We start from the raw sequence: 14,317 nt of genomic DNA on the forward strand, positions 1-14,317 counted from the left end.
TGCATGTTGTATGGACCATATCGCAAAGGAAGTCTTTTCGTGACGAAATCCGTTATCAAACTCGATCACATTGAGTTGACACTTGGCACAGGCGCTTCGGCCGTGCATGTCCTCAAGGGTATTTCCCTCGATATTGATACGGGTCAATCCGTTGGGATTGTCGGTCCCTCAGGTTCCGGAAAATCCACGCTTTTGATGGTTTTGGCAGGACTTGAACATGTGGATTCCGGCTCGGTTCAAATATCAGGCACGAGGCTTGAAACGTTAAGCGAGGATGCCACGGCAGCTTTTCGCGGCCAGAATATCGGCATTGTGTTTCAGTCATTTCATCTCATTCCGAACATGACAGCATTGGAAAATGTGGCCGTTCCCTTGGAGTTGGCCGGAAATTCCGATGCTTTTGCCATTGCAGAACGCATGCTTGCGGCCGTGGGTCTGGCAGATCGCGTCACCCATTACCCGGGCGAACTTTCAGGCGGTGAACAACAGCGCGTGGCTATTGCCAGAGCCCTTGCACCGTCGCCCAAGATACTGATTGCCGATGAGCCAACCGGAAACCTTGATACGGCGACAGGGCGACAAATCGCCGATCTCCTTTTTGAAAAACAGCGCGAACTGGGAATCACCTTGGTCCTTGTCACACATGACACCAGCTTGGCCGGTCGCTGCGACCGGGAAATTCGTGTGCGCTCGGGCCTGATCGAGTCGGATGAAGGCGCGCCGGCCTTGGCAAAAACCGCATGAGCAATTTGTCGTTTGGTTCGGGTCCAACATTGAAACTGGCTCTGCGATTTGCGCTGCGTGAAATGCGCGGCGGTCTTTCGGGATTCTATATATTTCTCGCCTGCATTGCGCTCGGTGTCGCCGCGATCGGCGGCGTCAACTCGGTGGCCAATTCGGTAACTTCGGGAATTTCCACCCAAGGCCAAAGCATTCTTGGCGGCGATATTCGCTTCCAGCTCAACCAGCGCGAAGTCACGGCAGAAGAGCGCGCCTTCCTTGAAAGCAAGGGCAAGTTGGCCGTGAGTGCCAATATGCGCTCCATGGCACGGCTTCCCGATGGCAGCGATCAATCATTGGTGGAGGTCAAGGCCGTCGATGGTTCTTATCCTTTGAATGGAAAACTCGAAACAACGCCAAAGCTTGATCACGGGGCGCTCTTTGATGAAAAAGAAGGCGCCTATGGTGCCGCGGTAGCTGAGATATTTCTGGAGCGTCTGCACTTGAAGCTTGGCGACCGCATTCTCCTCGGCTCGGCAAGTTTTGAGGTTCGCTCGGTTATTGTGAATGAGCCGGATGCACTTTCGGACGGCTTTGGTTTTGCACCACGCTTCATGGTGTCGCTTGAAGGACTCGGCGCCGCCGGACTTGTTCAGCCCGGCAGTCTCGTCGATCACAATTATAAAATTTCTCTTCCGGCAGCCTCCAGCGAGGAGACCATCACACGCATACGCGACGAAGCGCAGGAAAAGTTTCCGCAAGCTGGTTGGACAATTCGCAGCCGCACCAATGCTGCGCCATCACTTAGCGCCAATATTGAACGCTTCTCACAGTTCCTGACGCTGGTCGGATTGACGGCGCTTGTCGTTGGCGGCGTTGGTGTCGCCAATGCCGTTCGTTCCTATCTCGACGGCAAGCGCGGCGTTATCGCTACCTTCAAATCACTCGGCGCGCCGGGTTGGTTTGTTATTGCGGTCTATCTTTTTCAAATCGTCATTCTGGCCATTGTCGGCATTCTTGTAGGTTTGATTGCAGCTGCGGCCATTCCCTATCTTGCAGCCTACGCACTTCAAAACGTTCTTCCCATTGCGGGAGCAGGCGGTTTTTATCCCGGTGCATTGCTCTGGGCTGCCCTGTTCGGTCTTTTAACGACGCTAGCCTTTGCAATCCTACCTTTAGGGCGGGCGCGCGACGTTCCGGCGACTGCCTTATTCCGCGAGCAGGGTTTCGATCAGCGCGGCTGGCCAAAACCCACTTACATCGGCATTGCCGTCGCGCTGATGGGAGCGCTTTGTCTCCTGGCGATCTATTTCGCTTATGACCGGCGCATTGCTATTGTATTCGTGGGCGCCGTTGCCGTTTCATTCATTATCCTGCGTGCCGTTTCCAGCCTGGTTCAATGGCTTGCGCGTCGTGCGCCCCGTGTCTCCTCGACAGCACTCCGTCTTGCTATCGGCAATATTCATCGGCCTGGCGCCTTGACACCCTCCGTGGTTTTGTCGCTCGGCCTCGGTCTGACCCTGCTTGTTTCCCTAGCCTTGATTGATGGTAGCCTCAGGCAGCAATTGGCGGGCAATCTGCCAGAAAAGGCTCCGAATTTCTTCTTCGTGGATATTCAAAGCAGGGAAATAGATCAGTTCAAGGATCTGCTGCAAAAATCAGCGCCCAATGGAAAGATTGTAAGCGCGCCTATGCTGCGCGGCCGTATCGTTGCTTTCAACGGCACGGACATTACCAAGATGACTATTTCACCAGAGGGCGCATGGGTGCTGCGTGGTGACAGAGGCATTACTTACGCGAAAAACGTGCCGGAAAATTCAACCTTGACTGAAGGCAGCTGGTGGCCAGCCGACTATACGGGCGAACCATTGGTGTCCTTTTCAGCAGAAGAGGGCCGCAATCTCGGCCTAAAGCTTGGTGATACAGTTACCGTTAACGTACTCGGCCGCAATATGACGGCGCGGATTGCCAACTTCCGCGAAGTGCAATGGGAATCACTTGCAATCAACTTCGTCATGGTTTTCTCGCCTAACACCTTTGTAGGCGCCCCACATGCATGGTTGGCAACGCTGTCAGATCCCACCGCGACCACGGCACAGGAAGCCAATGTGATGCGGGAGGTAACCAGCGTTTATCCTGCCGTCACGTCAGTTCGCGTCAAGGATGCCATCACTATTGCCAATGAACTGGTGGGGCAATTGGCAGTGGCCATTCGAGCCGCCGCATCCGTTGCCTTGATCGCGTCGATACTGGTCTTGGGCGGCGCATTGGCGGCAGGGAACCGGGCTCGTATTCACGATGCTGTGGTGCTGAAAACACTTGGGGCGACGCGGCGTACGCTCATCAAGGCCTTTACGCTGGAATATGTGCTGCTTGGGCTGTCGACGGCGGTGTTCGCGCTGCTGGCCGGTGGTTTGGCGGCTTGGTACGTGATCGTCAGGGTCATGTCCCTGCCAGCTTCATTCCAGCCGGAAGTTGCGGTCATGACTGTTGCAGTAGCCCTGATTCTGACAGTGGGATTCGGCCTTGCAGGAACATGGCGCATATTGGGACAAAAGGCTGCGCCGGTGCTCAGAAACCTCTGAAATGATTAAAATCATGTAATATTTGACTATTTGAGCCCTATTTTGCGATTGCGCACGCAATCTTGAGTAAAACAGGACTTGTTATGGGGCGGGTTAATCACCATAATTCTTGTCAAGGCATGCTGGGGTCCCGCCAGCGGAGCCTGGGGATAGTCCCCGACACAAGGGCGGGACGAAGCAATGAGGAAAACCATGGCTGACTATCGCAACATCCAGGCCCAGAATACGGCCGGAGTGCGTGTGGACGCGGGGATCGATCAAGGTCTGCGCAGCTACATGCTGAAGGTCTATAATCTTATGGCGATCGGTCTCGCAGTGACCGGTCTTGCCGCCCTCGCAATCGTTTATATGACGACGACAAATGATCCGTCGCTTGCGGCTGCTACTTTGCCAAATGGCAAGATGCTGACCAGCTTCGGTGTTACGTTCTACGTATCGCCGCTGAAGTGGGTCGTCATGCTCGCGCCGCTGGCTGCAGTGTTCTTCCTGAGCTTCCGCATTAACTCGATGAGCGTTGCCGCAGCCCAGACGACCTTCTGGGTCTATGCCGCGCTCGTTGGCGCGTCGCTCTCGTCAATCTTCCTGGTCTATACTTCAGGAAGCATTGTGCAGACGTTCTTCATCACAGCGGCGTCGTTTGGCGCGCTTTCGCTCTATGGCTACACAACCAAGCGTGATCTTTCCGGTTTCGGCTCGTTCCTGTTCATGGGCGTAATCGGCATCCTGCTCGCTTCGGTGGTCAATATCTTCCTTCAGTCAAGCGCATTGCAGTTCGCTATTTCAGCTATTGGCGTGCTGGTGTTTGCAGGTCTGACCGCCTACGACACACAGCAGATCAAGGAAATGTACTATGAAGGCGACGATTCGGACTCCTATGGCCGCAAGGCAATCATGGGTGCACTTCGTCTCTATCTCGACTTCGTCAATATGTTCATGTTCCTGCTGCAGTTCCTGGGCAACCGCGAATAGTTTTGCGCAGGCAGTGATACTGAAAAGGGCAGCCGCAAGCTGCCCTTTTTTTATGCCTTGAATATAGGTTTTTGATCCCGTTTGGGGTGTCAGTACCTTTAAGTTTGTACCAAATAGGTGCATGAAAGCTGTCAGTAATTATTCATCAAGCGAAGCCATGTCTGACATTCATATCCGCCCCGCGCAGCCTGCCGATCTCGAAACCATCACTGAAATCTACCGCGATGCCGTCCTTCACGGCACAGCTACTTACGAGATCGACGCGCCCGATCTTCAGGAAATGACGAAAAGGTTTCATTCGCTTGTTTCAGATGGCTTTCCCTATGTGGTGGCCGAGCAGGGCGGTAAGGTTATTGGTTATGCCTATGCCAGCTATTTCAGGTCACGCCCTGCCTATTGGTGGACAGTAGAAGACTCGATCTACATCGCGCCGGAAGCCAAAGGAAAGGGCTTGGGGAAAATCCTCATCCAGAGACTGATTGATGACTGCACTGCCTTGGGGTTCCGTCAGTTTATCGCGGTTATCGGCGACGGTCACGAAGGCTCTGCATCCGTAAAGCTTCATACCAAGGCAGGCTTCCGGCATTGCGGCAAGATAGAAGCCTCTGGCTTCAAGCATGGTCGCTGGCTGGATACGGTTTTGATGCAGCTTGATATGAATGGCGGGGCATCAACGCTTCCAGATCAGCCACCGCTAAAGGCTTAAGGTTCTGCTTGGATAGAATCGTTCTGCCCGCTACAGAAGAGCTCTAAATCCTGGCGTCTGGCATTCGGGCAAGCTCAATATCAAAGTGCGGACGGCTCTCCGGCGTGATGCGGACAAAGTTGCCTTTAACCCGGAATACTTTTTCGATCAGGCCACTTTCGGCAAGGACATTGGGCTCGCCATCGAATAGCAACTGACCTTTTTCCAGCAGCGAAATTCGGTCGCTGACGGAGATGGCCTGATTGATGTCATGAATGGCCATGATAATTGTCACGCCCCTTTCGCGGCTAAGACGATGAACCAGATTGAGGACTTCCACCTGAAAACCGATATCGAGAAACGATGTCGGTTCATCCAGCAGCAGGATCTGGGCTTCTTGTGCCAGAGCCGCTGATATCCAGGCGCGCTGCCGCTCGCCTCCCGAAAGCTCGAGCAGGCTTCGGTCAGCAAGAGCGGTCAGCCCTGTGCTTTCCAAGGCCCATTCGATGGCCAGTTCATCACGGCTGTTGTAGCTGCGAAACAAGCCTACATGCGGATAGCGACCCTGCCTGACGAGCTGTTCAACAGTCATCTCGTCGGGAGCCGAGGGTTGTTGCGGCAGGAAAGCCATCTGTTTGGCAATAGTTCGTCGCGACATTAGTTTGGCGGGTTTGCCGTTGATTTCAACGCGACCTTCCCGCGGCACGATCAAACCTGAGAGTGCCTGCAATGCAGTGCTCTTACCCGAGCCGTTGGGCCCGATGAGCGCCCGAACCTCTCCGGCCTTCAGGTCAATGTTAAAGCTGTTCAACGCTTTGCGCGATCCATAGAAAACCGACAATTGCGAGCAGGAGAGGGGCATTATGATCCTCAAGGTATCTTGCGAAGCAGGGCGATCAATACCGGCACCCCAAAGACTGCCGTGACCACCCCGATGGGGATTTCTTCGGCCTGTCCGAGGAGACGGCCAAGAAGATCGCCCAAGGTAACAATGAATGCGCCGAGAGCAACGGTAAAAGGCAGTACAAGCGCGAAACGTTTTCCTGCCAAAAAACGGGCAAGATGCGGAACGACAAGTCCCACAAAAATGATGGGGCCAACAGCACCCACGGCACTTGCCGCAAGCGCGCAAGACAACAGCAGAACAACCGACAATTGTTTGCGATAGGAGAGACCGAAGGATCGTGCAACCGGCGGATCGAACCGCAAAAGGTCTATGGAGCGCCGCAGGATCGGCAACACGGCGAGCCCTGCAACTGTAAAGGGCAGGAGGAAAAGCACATGATTCCAGCTGCGTGCGTAAAGACTGCCGGATAACCATTCCAGGAGGATTTCAATGCGCGCTGAACCCCATCCGGCAATCAATCCGATAGCGGCGGCGTGCAGGACGGCGCCGATTGCGATGCCGCACAAGGTAATCCTGAGTGGTCCCAGATCGAGTCTGAAGGCGAGGAGATAAATGATGCCACCCGCCATGATGCCGCCGACAGTGCCAATAGCTGGTAGCCATGCGACCGGCAGTACCGCGAGAGTATTGGAGCCGGGATCGTAAATATAGACGGCAAACAAAAGGAAAATTGTGACGGCCAGCGTTGCACCCTGCGAAATTCCCATGATTGAGGGATCGGCGAGTGGATTTCGGGTGATGGTTTGCAACAAGAGTCCAGCGACGGCGAAATGAATACCTGCAAGTATTCCAGTAACAATACGCGGTAGCCGGATATCCAGAATGATTGATTTGGCTTGGTCAGAACCATGGCCCGTCATGACCGCTGCCACATCAGTCGCCGGAAGATCCGCAACGCCCAAGAACACCGCGGCCAAAAATACCAGCACCATTAATGCGAGCAAAGCGAATAACGGTGCAATGAGAGATGGGCGTTGGACCGGGGCGGACATTGTCATGTCAATGACCGCCTTTCAGCGAAAAACTTTGCGTTTGGACGAGATAGACAAAGAATGGGCCACCCAGCAATGCGGTGATAATTCCCACAGGAAGTTCGCGCGGCAGGGCAATGCTGCGGGCAATCACATCGGCAGTTACAACCATCAAAGCACCAATGGCGGTTGTCAAGGCAATTGACCATAGGGTGCTCTGCGGCTTGAGCAGTCGAGCAATATGGGGCGAGACAAGACCAACGAAAGCAACTGGCCCCGCGACCGGCGCGACACCGGCTACGGGCATAACAGCAAGCACAAGGAGTATCGGTTTCCACAAATTCATATTCAGGCCCATGCCGATGGATGCATGCTCGCTGAGTGCCAGCATGCCGATGACACGCTGGCAGGCAAAAGCGCCGACCACGGCAACGGCAACCCAAGGTGTCATGTACAGAAGCTGCGGCCATGATCTTCCCTGAAAACCGCCGGATAACCAGAAAAGGAGGGAAGGTGTTTGCGGTCCGCTGAGCAGCAGAACATAGGTGGTTATTGCTCCCAGAAAAAGTGAAACGCTGATGCCGCCAAGAGCAAGATGCAGCGGACGGCCCCTTCCGCCACGCGATATCCAAAGTGTCACCGAGGCAGCAGTCAGACCGCCAGCCAACCCGACAAATGGATGATAGACCGACGAAATCCACGGTAGAAATACAAAGCAGAATACGATGGGTGCTACGGCGCCCGATGCGACGCCGGTAATATCCGGACCAGCCAGAGGGTTGCGCGTTAGCGCCTGCAACAGATAGCCCGACACTGCCAACCCCGCGCCTGCCACAAGGGCCGAAAGGCTCCGGGGCAAGCGCAGTGTCCAAACAAGGATTGATTCAATCTTGCCATCGGGCGATACGAGAACCGATAGAACCTTGGACAATCCTAGCGGTTTGGAGCCGACGAGCAGGCCGGCAACCACAACCAGCAGGCCTGTTGCCACAATAAGGGCGGTCATAGTTGCTGATCGCCCCATCCCCGTTTTTTGCCGCTGCGCCAAGAAGTATAACTACTGAATGTCTGAAGGTATCAGCTTAGCGGCTTCCGCTCTGACATCGACCTTCGGGAAGGTGTCCGGATAAAGATAGTGCGCTGCTTCACGCAAAACGATTTCGCGGGCGATTGGACCGTTGGTTTCTACCCAATGATCGGCCACATAAAAAACGCTGCCATTCTTGACTGCAGAAAGCTGCTGCCAGATCGGGTTATTCTCGTGGGGGCGGTCGGGGCCAGAATCGTAGACAAAAATGACCTCGGGGTCTTTTTCCAGCATAGCCTCAAGACTGAGTTCTATCCCGAATGGTCCGCCGGGACGCATTGAGCCTGCGATATTGTCACCGCCGAGAGCCGCCACAATCGAGGCCGTCGTATTCTCGGTATGGAAAGACCACGGGGTATCTCCAGCCCACATGATCTGAAAACGCGGATGCACATTTTTCGGCGCTTTGGCACTGTATTCGGCAAGGTGCTGGGAGAATGCCGCATTCAGTTCATCGCCACGCTCGGGCTTGCCGAGTATCTTTGCAAGTTGGGAGATCTCGCGATTGCTTTCGCTCAAAAGCTCCATATTGTAAGCCACATAAGGCGCGATCTTCTGCAACTGTTCGGCATTGCCGATAGTGTAGCGGCGCATGGCAACGATAATGTCGGGTTTGGCTTCCGACAGCAATTCCAGATTTGGTTTGGCCCGCTGGCCGATTTGTTTGATCTGCTTTGTCATGCCCAGAAGAAAATCGGGGTCGCGACCGGCCGCCATGTAGGTGGTCGCCACTGGTTTGATGCCAAGCGCGAACGCAACATCCGTAGCGAAATAAGAAATGGCGGCTATGCGTTTGGGTTCAACCGGCACTTGGACCGTCGTTCCCCGCTCATCAACGATGGATTGCGTCTTTGTGCTGTCAGCCGTAGCGGACCCCACTGTCAAAATACCAATCAAACCAATTGTACAAAGTGACTTAAGCCCATTGCCAAGCATAATAAGACCTTCTTGATTATGTGTAATAATATATCATCTAACATATAAATTGACTAAAACAATCATATTATCATACGGCTATCATCCGTATGCGGTGCTGTCAATAACAGCGCGCCGATCGCATCTACCGAGATCTAAAAACCGGAAAATTTCACGCCATAAAAAAACAGCTTGTGAGAAGATACGTTATGTTATTAAGTATCGATTTGCGTGAATTGAGTTTGGAAATTTTTCTCCACGCCGCGCCGATTAATTTTGCAGTTTGTATTAAAAGGATTGATTTTTTAATGACCTCTTTAATGAACGTCAGGTGCTTGCTCGCTACTGCAATTACAAGCATGATTTTGGTTATTCCGCCTGCCTTGGCGGAAACATCGTCCCCTTCGGTCAACACCGTTATCATCATCGATGGAGATATGCTGGGCCGGTACAATCCAATCACTGGTCACGGCCGCAACGGCGACTCGCATATCTATCAAGGTCTTTATCGGATTGAGACAGGCGTTTTCAACAAGCAACCTGCCCTTACGCCAATCCTTGCTTCCGGTCCCAGTGTCCCAAGCGACAATAATCGCGTCTGGACGGTACCACTTCGCTCCGGTGTGCGTTTTTCCGACGGCACGACGTTTGGTCCCGAGGATGTCGTGGCCACCTTCAAGGCCCTGCTTGATCCTCGTTCCGCATCGTCGGAAATCTCTGCGTGGGACGAAGTGGAAAAGGTCGAGGCGGAGGGTAGCGCAGTTAAGTTTACACTCAAGGAACCCTTGGCGGAGTTTGGTCGCCGCTTGCTCAATTCAATCGCCCCTTCCGAAGCGTTCGATTTCGTCAATCTTGGTAAAGCGGAAAACTCTTCGCTTAATGACAAGCCTATTGGCACGGGTCCATATGTGCTGACCGAACTTCGGCCTGACCAAGCTATCATGAGTGCGCGTGCCGATTATTGGGACAGCAAGCCACAGGTCGACAAGATCATCATCCGCCACACGGCCGATGAAAATGCCCGCGCTCAGCAACTGCGCGCCGGTGAGGGTGATGGCAGTATGCTGGCTGCCGAGCTGGCGCAAACATTTCAGGCTCCTGAGTTTGAAGTAATTTCCGTTCCTACTGCCGATTGGCGAGGCCTTACGCTCCCAGCTGGCGATCCGGTTGCCGGTGACGATGCGGTGCGCCTTGCTGTTAATCTCGCAGTGGATCGTGAGAGCATGGTCAAGCATGTGCTGAAAGGGCATGGCGTTGCGAATTCCACCTTTTTGGCTTCGTTTTATGGTGACAGCTATGACTCGGGCCAAGAGTTTCCATATGATCCCGAGCAGGCAAAGAAAATTCTCGACAATGCGGGGTGGGTCGTGGGGCCGGATGGCGTGCGCGCTCGGAACGGTCTGCGTGCAGCCTTCGACGTTATCTATTTCCCCAATCGTGATCGTGCGCGCAAGGATCTAAGTCTTGCTGCCGCCAGTGATCTTAAGAAAATTGGCATTGAGCTCAATCTGGTAGCGCAGGACTCCAAGTCAGTAACTGCGGAAGTCTACGCCCGCACGCCAGTCATGCTGGGCGGCGGCGGCATACCTTACTCGATTGACGGCCAGATTTATCATATTCTGCACTCAAAATATGCCAAGTCCGGAGTAGGAGCGAAATGGGACAATGGTTCTGATTACATCAATCCGACTGTCGATCGCTTGCTGGATGAAGCGCGCGTTCAACAGGATTTCGGTAAGCGGGTCGATTTATACCGGCAGATACAGCAGCAATATCGGTTGAAGCCTGCCATGCTGCAACTGGCCTATCTCAATCATGTTTATGTGAAGCGGCAGCAAGGTTTCACAAGGGATGCTGCGATTCTGGAGCCTCATACGCATGGAGTGGGGTTTGGCCCATGGTATGCGATCGAAAATTGGCAGAGGCAATAGTGTGGGTATGTTGCATGAAAGGTGGCGCCGTCGGCGCCACGATATTCTTGTCATGGTTGCCAGACGCTTCGGATTTTTGATCCCACTTCTCGTCCTCGTCACCATTGGTGTCTTTGCGCTTGCGGCGGTGAGTCCTTATGATCCTCTTGATGCCTATATGGGCGGTCGTGCCGGAGAGCTCAGCATTGCGCAACAGGCAAAACTCGTCACAGAATTGCGTCTGGATACTCCCTGGTATCTGACATGGTGGGAGTGGATAAGCAGCCTGTGTCGCGGAGAACTCGGCATATCCCGATCGTACTATCAGCCGGTTGCGCAGGTTCTTCGGGACCGATTGCCATGGACCCTTCTATTGGGCGTAACAGGATTGATGATCAGTGTGGTTGTATCGCTCCTGTTGGGCGCCATTGCCGGCTTTCGACCGCAAAGCCTGATCAGTCGCTCGATCGGTGTTCTGACGATCATATTGCAGGCAATCCCTCCATTTGTCCTTGCGCTTTCCGCACTTGGTCTTTTTGCTTTGTCACTGCATTGGGCGCCGACTGGAGGGCTGACATATCCGGGGCAGCCAATAGACTTTGCATCGACAGTGAGCCACCTTCTGCTTCCAGGCCTGGTTTTGGGCGTAACTCAGATACCATGGCTGGTTTTAAGCCTGAAGGATTCTATTGCCGAAGTGTTGACCTCTGATGCGGTGCGGGGCGCGCGTGTTCGCGGCATCCCGTACCCGATGATTCTGCGCCGACACGTCCTGCCAACTGCATTGCCACCTTTCATAGCGCTGGTGGGCGCGCGGCTACCGGAGCTTGTTGTCGGTTCTGTTCTCGTTGAAACAATTTTCGCCTGGCCGGGCTTGGGAAGCGCGCTCGTCAGAAGCGCGCAATCTCTGGACTTTCCTCTGCTGACCTTTCTCACGCTTGCCATAACAATGCTGGTGCTGATCGGAAATCTGCTGGCGGATGTGATCTATGTCGTTCTCGATCCGCGCGTGGACGCCGATGCTTGAGGTCTCCTGGAATCGACGATTTTTGCCCTCTCCAGCCGTATCAATAGCCTGGGCTGTACTTATGCTGATCGGCGGCTATGCGTTTATTGTGCCTTGGGTAACCAATGTTGATCCCCTATCGGCTGACTTTGCGCGCAGCGGGCTTGCGCCTGGTGCAGGTGGTCTTTTCGGCACGGACTCTGCTGGCCATGATCTATTTATCAGAGTGGCGGCCGGGCTGCGAATATCGTTGACGATTGCGCTGACGACGGCCGTCGGATCAAGCCTGTTTGGCATGCTGCTTGGAATTCTTGCGGGTATGACGGGCGGCTGGGTCGACCGAACCATTACGCGCCTTATGGATGGAATGAACGCGTTGCCACATGTTTTGCTCGGGGTGATCATCGTGTCCCTATTCCGAGGCTCACTGCTGGCAATTATTGCCTCTCTTGTTCTAACGCATTGGATTCAGATTGCGCGCATCGTGAGAGCGCAGATATTGGGGCTTCGACATGCCGAATATGTCGAGGCGGCATGGCTTTCAGGGATGAGTCGCTGGCAGATCATTTGGTACCATCTTGTGCCTGCATCACTTGGTCAAAGCATGATCGGACTCGTACTCCTCATACCGCATGCAATCTGGCATGAATCGACCTTGTCGTTCCTTGGGATTGGACTCCCCGTGCACAAAGCATCGCTCGGCACGCTCCTTGCTGATGCGCAAGGGGCTTTGCTGCTTGGGCAATGGTGGCTGCTTGTATTTCCAAGCCTGTTTTTAATCGCGGTTACCTTGTCTATCGGGATTGTGGGTACGAACCTCACGGGCCGCATGAATGGCGTGCGGGGTTCTATTTGATGACTATAATTATAGACGATCTCACCATCCGGCTGCCACTTTTGAACGGCGGTGTCGTACATGCGGTTACACGGGTCAGTCTTACGCTGGAGCGGGGCCGCATTCATGCGGTGGTGGGCGAATCCGGTTGCGGAAAATCAATGATTGCGCAAGCTCTTACAGGGATGCTGCCACGCTCGGCCAAGGTCACAGGCAATATTACTTATGATGGGCAGAGCATTTTTGGGCGGGAACGTGAACTGGCGGGCCGCAATATTGCGCTTATACCACAATCGGCAGCCACCTTCCTGACGCCGGTGCGCACCGTGGGATCGCAGCTCACTGAGACTGTCACTGTCCTTGGCGGCCCGCTTACGCCTAGCGAGCTGATGAGCCATGTTGATCTCAGCCCCACCGCGCTCAGCCTCTATCCGCATGAACTGTCCGGCGGAATGGCCCAGCGCGCCGCGGTTGCCTTCGCGTTGGCGGGAAATCCGCAAGTAATCATTGCTGACGAGCCGACGGCTTCTCTGGATCCCGATCTTACGGTGGGGCTCTTGCGCCTTTTACGCCGGACCGCAGATGCGGGCGCTGCCGTGATCCTCATCACGCATGATATAGCGGAGCTCATCGATAGCGGTGCTGCTGACACTGTAAGCGTCATGTATGCTTCCCGAATGGTAGAGAGCGGGCAAGCACGCGATATATTGGCTGGCGGAGCAAAGGAGCGTTACACCCGCGACCTGCTTGCCGCATTACCCCGCAATGGATTGCACATGATGCCGGGCGTGCCACCCGTGCTTACTGATTTGCCCGAAACCTATAATTACGCGGCACGGCTTTCAGCCGCCGGAGCGCTGTGATGGCTTGCTTGAAAGCAGAGAATGTAATTGTTGAATTCGGGCGTTCCCAGTCTGGTCCCGTCCGGATTCTCCACAAGGTTTGCCTCACTGTTCATGCCGGGTCGATATTGGGTTTGACCGGGCCATCCGGGACAGGAAAAACAACCCTCGGGCGGGTGATGTCGGGCCTTATCCAACCATCATACGGACTGGTCACTTGTGATGGTTTTAGCGTCGGAAATGTCCGTGGCCGCTCCGGCCGAACGGTGCAGGGCAGAATAGGCATGATGTTCCAGTCTCCCCGCCGCTCATGCAATCCAAAACTGACCTTGGGGAAAACCATCCGGCAGATCGCCAAACCGGATGTTGATGTTGACGAACTCATTGCTTCTGTCGGATTGACATGCGACCTCTTAGAGCGATACCCCGCGCAGGTCTCCGACGGCCAGCTTCAACGCGCCGCCATGGCCAGAACCATCGCGGCAAAGCCGAACTACATTATTCTCGACGAGATGAGTGCGATGCTTGATCCCGCCACGACAGCTACGGTTGTGAATGCGGTCCGCAGGTTTGTTGCGAATGGGGGCGGTGCTTTGCTGATCAGCCATGACCACGAGTTGGTTGGTGCGGTGGCAGATGAAGTGCGCAACCTCTAAGAGGAAGTCCCGAAAATACCGCCAGTCACCAAAATGTATTCGATACGTAATAGGGATGTAATAATGTTGCGAATAATGATCGTTGTTTTTGAAATGCTCGTCCGATTTACAGTTCAATGAATTCCATATTGCAAAGCGAGTAACCAGACGTTCCGTTCATATTGATCCCGTTTTCAGATCAACCTTCATGGAGGTACTTGGGAGTCCGGCCTCCCTCAATTTTGTTGGC

At 54.2% G+C, this 14,317-nt stretch carries 13 protein-coding genes; 9 read left to right on the forward strand and 4 right to left on the reverse strand.

What is annotated here, in order from left to right; translation table 11 throughout:
• Window positions 1-39: 39 nt before the first annotated feature.
• The 4 genes from V9K92_RS12910 to V9K92_RS12925 all read left to right on the forward strand — a co-directional run bounded on the left by V9K92_RS12910 (window position 40) and on the right by V9K92_RS12925 (window position 4,980).
• Window positions 40-744: an ABC transporter ATP-binding protein gene (locus V9K92_RS12910; protein WP_115054467.1), complete on the forward strand. Its 705-nt coding sequence runs from the start codon at window positions 40-42 to the stop codon at window positions 742-744.
• Complete coding sequence (locus V9K92_RS12915; RefSeq protein ID WP_337354163.1) at window positions 741-3,305, forward strand: ABC transporter permease; 2,565 nt, start codon at window positions 741-743, stop codon at window positions 3,303-3,305. The genes V9K92_RS12910 and V9K92_RS12915 overlap by 4 nt, the downstream gene beginning before the upstream one ends.
• A gap of 192 nt (window positions 3,306-3,497) precedes the next feature.
• Entirely contained in the window at window positions 3,498-4,274 is a 777-nt protein-coding gene (locus V9K92_RS12920; RefSeq protein WP_115054465.1) for a Bax inhibitor-1 family protein, read from the forward strand.
• Window positions 4,275-4,431: 157 nt separating this feature from the next.
• Complete coding sequence (locus tag V9K92_RS12925; protein ID WP_115054787.1) at window positions 4,432-4,980, forward strand: GNAT family N-acetyltransferase; 549 nt, start codon at window positions 4,432-4,434, stop codon at window positions 4,978-4,980.
• 43 nt (window positions 4,981-5,023) lie between these two features.
• On the opposite strand, the gene V9K92_RS12930 is transcribed toward V9K92_RS12925, so the two are convergent.
• The 4 genes from V9K92_RS12930 to V9K92_RS12945 are packed head-to-tail and all read right to left on the reverse strand — an operon-like array spanning window position 5,024 to window position 8,860.
• On the reverse strand, window positions 5,024-5,821 hold the full coding sequence (locus tag V9K92_RS12930) for an ABC transporter ATP-binding protein (RefSeq protein ID WP_337354164.1): 798 nt from the start codon (window positions 5,819-5,821) through the stop codon (window positions 5,024-5,026).
• Between the two features lie 8 nt (window positions 5,822-5,829).
• Window positions 5,830-6,864, reverse strand: a complete 1,035-nt coding sequence (locus V9K92_RS12935; RefSeq protein ID WP_337354165.1) for a FecCD family ABC transporter permease — start codon at window positions 6,862-6,864, stop codon at window positions 5,830-5,832.
• A gap of 1 nt (window position 6,865) precedes the next feature.
• Window positions 6,866-7,843: a FecCD family ABC transporter permease gene (locus tag V9K92_RS12940; protein WP_307281385.1), complete on the reverse strand. Its 978-nt coding sequence runs from the start codon at window positions 7,841-7,843 to the stop codon at window positions 6,866-6,868.
• 51 nt (window positions 7,844-7,894) lie between these two features.
• Window positions 7,895-8,860, reverse strand: coding sequence for an ABC transporter substrate-binding protein (locus V9K92_RS12945; protein WP_336440342.1), 966 nt, complete (start codon window positions 8,858-8,860; stop codon window positions 7,895-7,897).
• A gap of 338 nt (window positions 8,861-9,198) precedes the next feature.
• Between V9K92_RS12945 and V9K92_RS12950 the strand changes: the two genes are divergently transcribed.
• Genes V9K92_RS12950 through V9K92_RS12970 form a run of 5 tightly spaced genes read left to right on the forward strand, consistent with a single transcriptional unit; the run spans window position 9,199 to window position 14,088 of the window.
• On the forward strand, window positions 9,199-10,770 hold the full coding sequence (locus tag V9K92_RS12950) for an ABC transporter substrate-binding protein (protein ID WP_337354166.1): 1,572 nt from the start codon (window positions 9,199-9,201) through the stop codon (window positions 10,768-10,770).
• 52 nt (window positions 10,771-10,822) lie between these two features.
• Complete coding sequence (locus V9K92_RS12955) at window positions 10,823-11,776, forward strand: ABC transporter permease (protein ID WP_337354167.1); 954 nt, start codon at window positions 10,823-10,825, stop codon at window positions 11,774-11,776.
• Window positions 11,777-11,798: 22 nt separating this feature from the next.
• The gene (locus V9K92_RS12960; protein WP_337354168.1) at window positions 11,799-12,611 is read left to right on the forward strand and encodes an ABC transporter permease; all 813 of its coding nucleotides are present in this window, start codon (window positions 11,799-11,801) and stop codon (window positions 12,609-12,611) included.
• Window positions 12,611-13,453, forward strand: a complete 843-nt coding sequence (locus V9K92_RS12965; RefSeq protein WP_337354169.1) for an ABC transporter ATP-binding protein — start codon at window positions 12,611-12,613, stop codon at window positions 13,451-13,453. The genes V9K92_RS12960 and V9K92_RS12965 overlap by 1 nt, the downstream gene beginning before the upstream one ends.
• Window positions 13,453-14,088, forward strand: a complete 636-nt coding sequence (locus tag V9K92_RS12970; RefSeq protein ID WP_337354170.1) for an ABC transporter ATP-binding protein — start codon at window positions 13,453-13,455, stop codon at window positions 14,086-14,088. Before V9K92_RS12965 ends, V9K92_RS12970 begins: the two co-directional genes overlap by 1 nt.
• Window positions 14,089-14,317: the final 229 nt, after the last annotated feature.

This window comes from Phyllobacterium sp. CCNWLW109 (genome assembly GCF_037203905.1).
Classification (GTDB): domain Bacteria; phylum Pseudomonadota; class Alphaproteobacteria; order Rhizobiales; family Rhizobiaceae; genus Phyllobacterium; species Phyllobacterium ifriqiyense.

Excerpts from the sequence above, each read along its gene's own strand:
- V9K92_RS12915 (WP_337354163.1), top strand. The coding sequence starts at position 741 with ATGAGCAATTTGTCGTTTGGTTCGGGTCCAACATTGAAACTGGCTCTG.
- V9K92_RS12920 (WP_115054465.1), top strand. The coding sequence starts at position 3,498 with ATGGCTGACTATCGCAACATCCAGGCCCAGAATACGGCCGGAGTGCGT.
- V9K92_RS12925 (WP_115054787.1), top strand. The coding sequence starts at position 4,432 with ATGTCTGACATTCATATCCGCCCCGCGCAGCCTGCCGATCTCGAAACC.
- V9K92_RS12930 (WP_337354164.1), bottom strand. The coding sequence starts at position 5,821 with ATGCCCCTCTCCTGCTCGCAATTGTCGGTTTTCTATGGATCGCGCAAA.
- V9K92_RS12935 (WP_337354165.1), bottom strand. The coding sequence starts at position 6,864 with ATGACAATGTCCGCCCCGGTCCAACGCCCATCTCTCATTGCACCGTTA.
- V9K92_RS12940 (WP_307281385.1), bottom strand. The coding sequence starts at position 7,843 with ATGACCGCCCTTATTGTGGCAACAGGCCTGCTGGTTGTGGTTGCCGGC.
- V9K92_RS12945 (WP_336440342.1), bottom strand. The coding sequence starts at position 8,860 with ATGCTTGGCAATGGGCTTAAGTCACTTTGTACAATTGGTTTGATTGGT.
- V9K92_RS12950 (WP_337354166.1), top strand. The coding sequence starts at position 9,199 with ATGATTTTGGTTATTCCGCCTGCCTTGGCGGAAACATCGTCCCCTTCG.
- V9K92_RS12955 (WP_337354167.1), top strand. The coding sequence starts at position 10,823 with ATGGTTGCCAGACGCTTCGGATTTTTGATCCCACTTCTCGTCCTCGTC.
- V9K92_RS12965 (WP_337354169.1), top strand. The coding sequence starts at position 12,611 with ATGACTATAATTATAGACGATCTCACCATCCGGCTGCCACTTTTGAAC.
- V9K92_RS12970 (WP_337354170.1), top strand. The coding sequence starts at position 13,453 with ATGGCTTGCTTGAAAGCAGAGAATGTAATTGTTGAATTCGGGCGTTCC.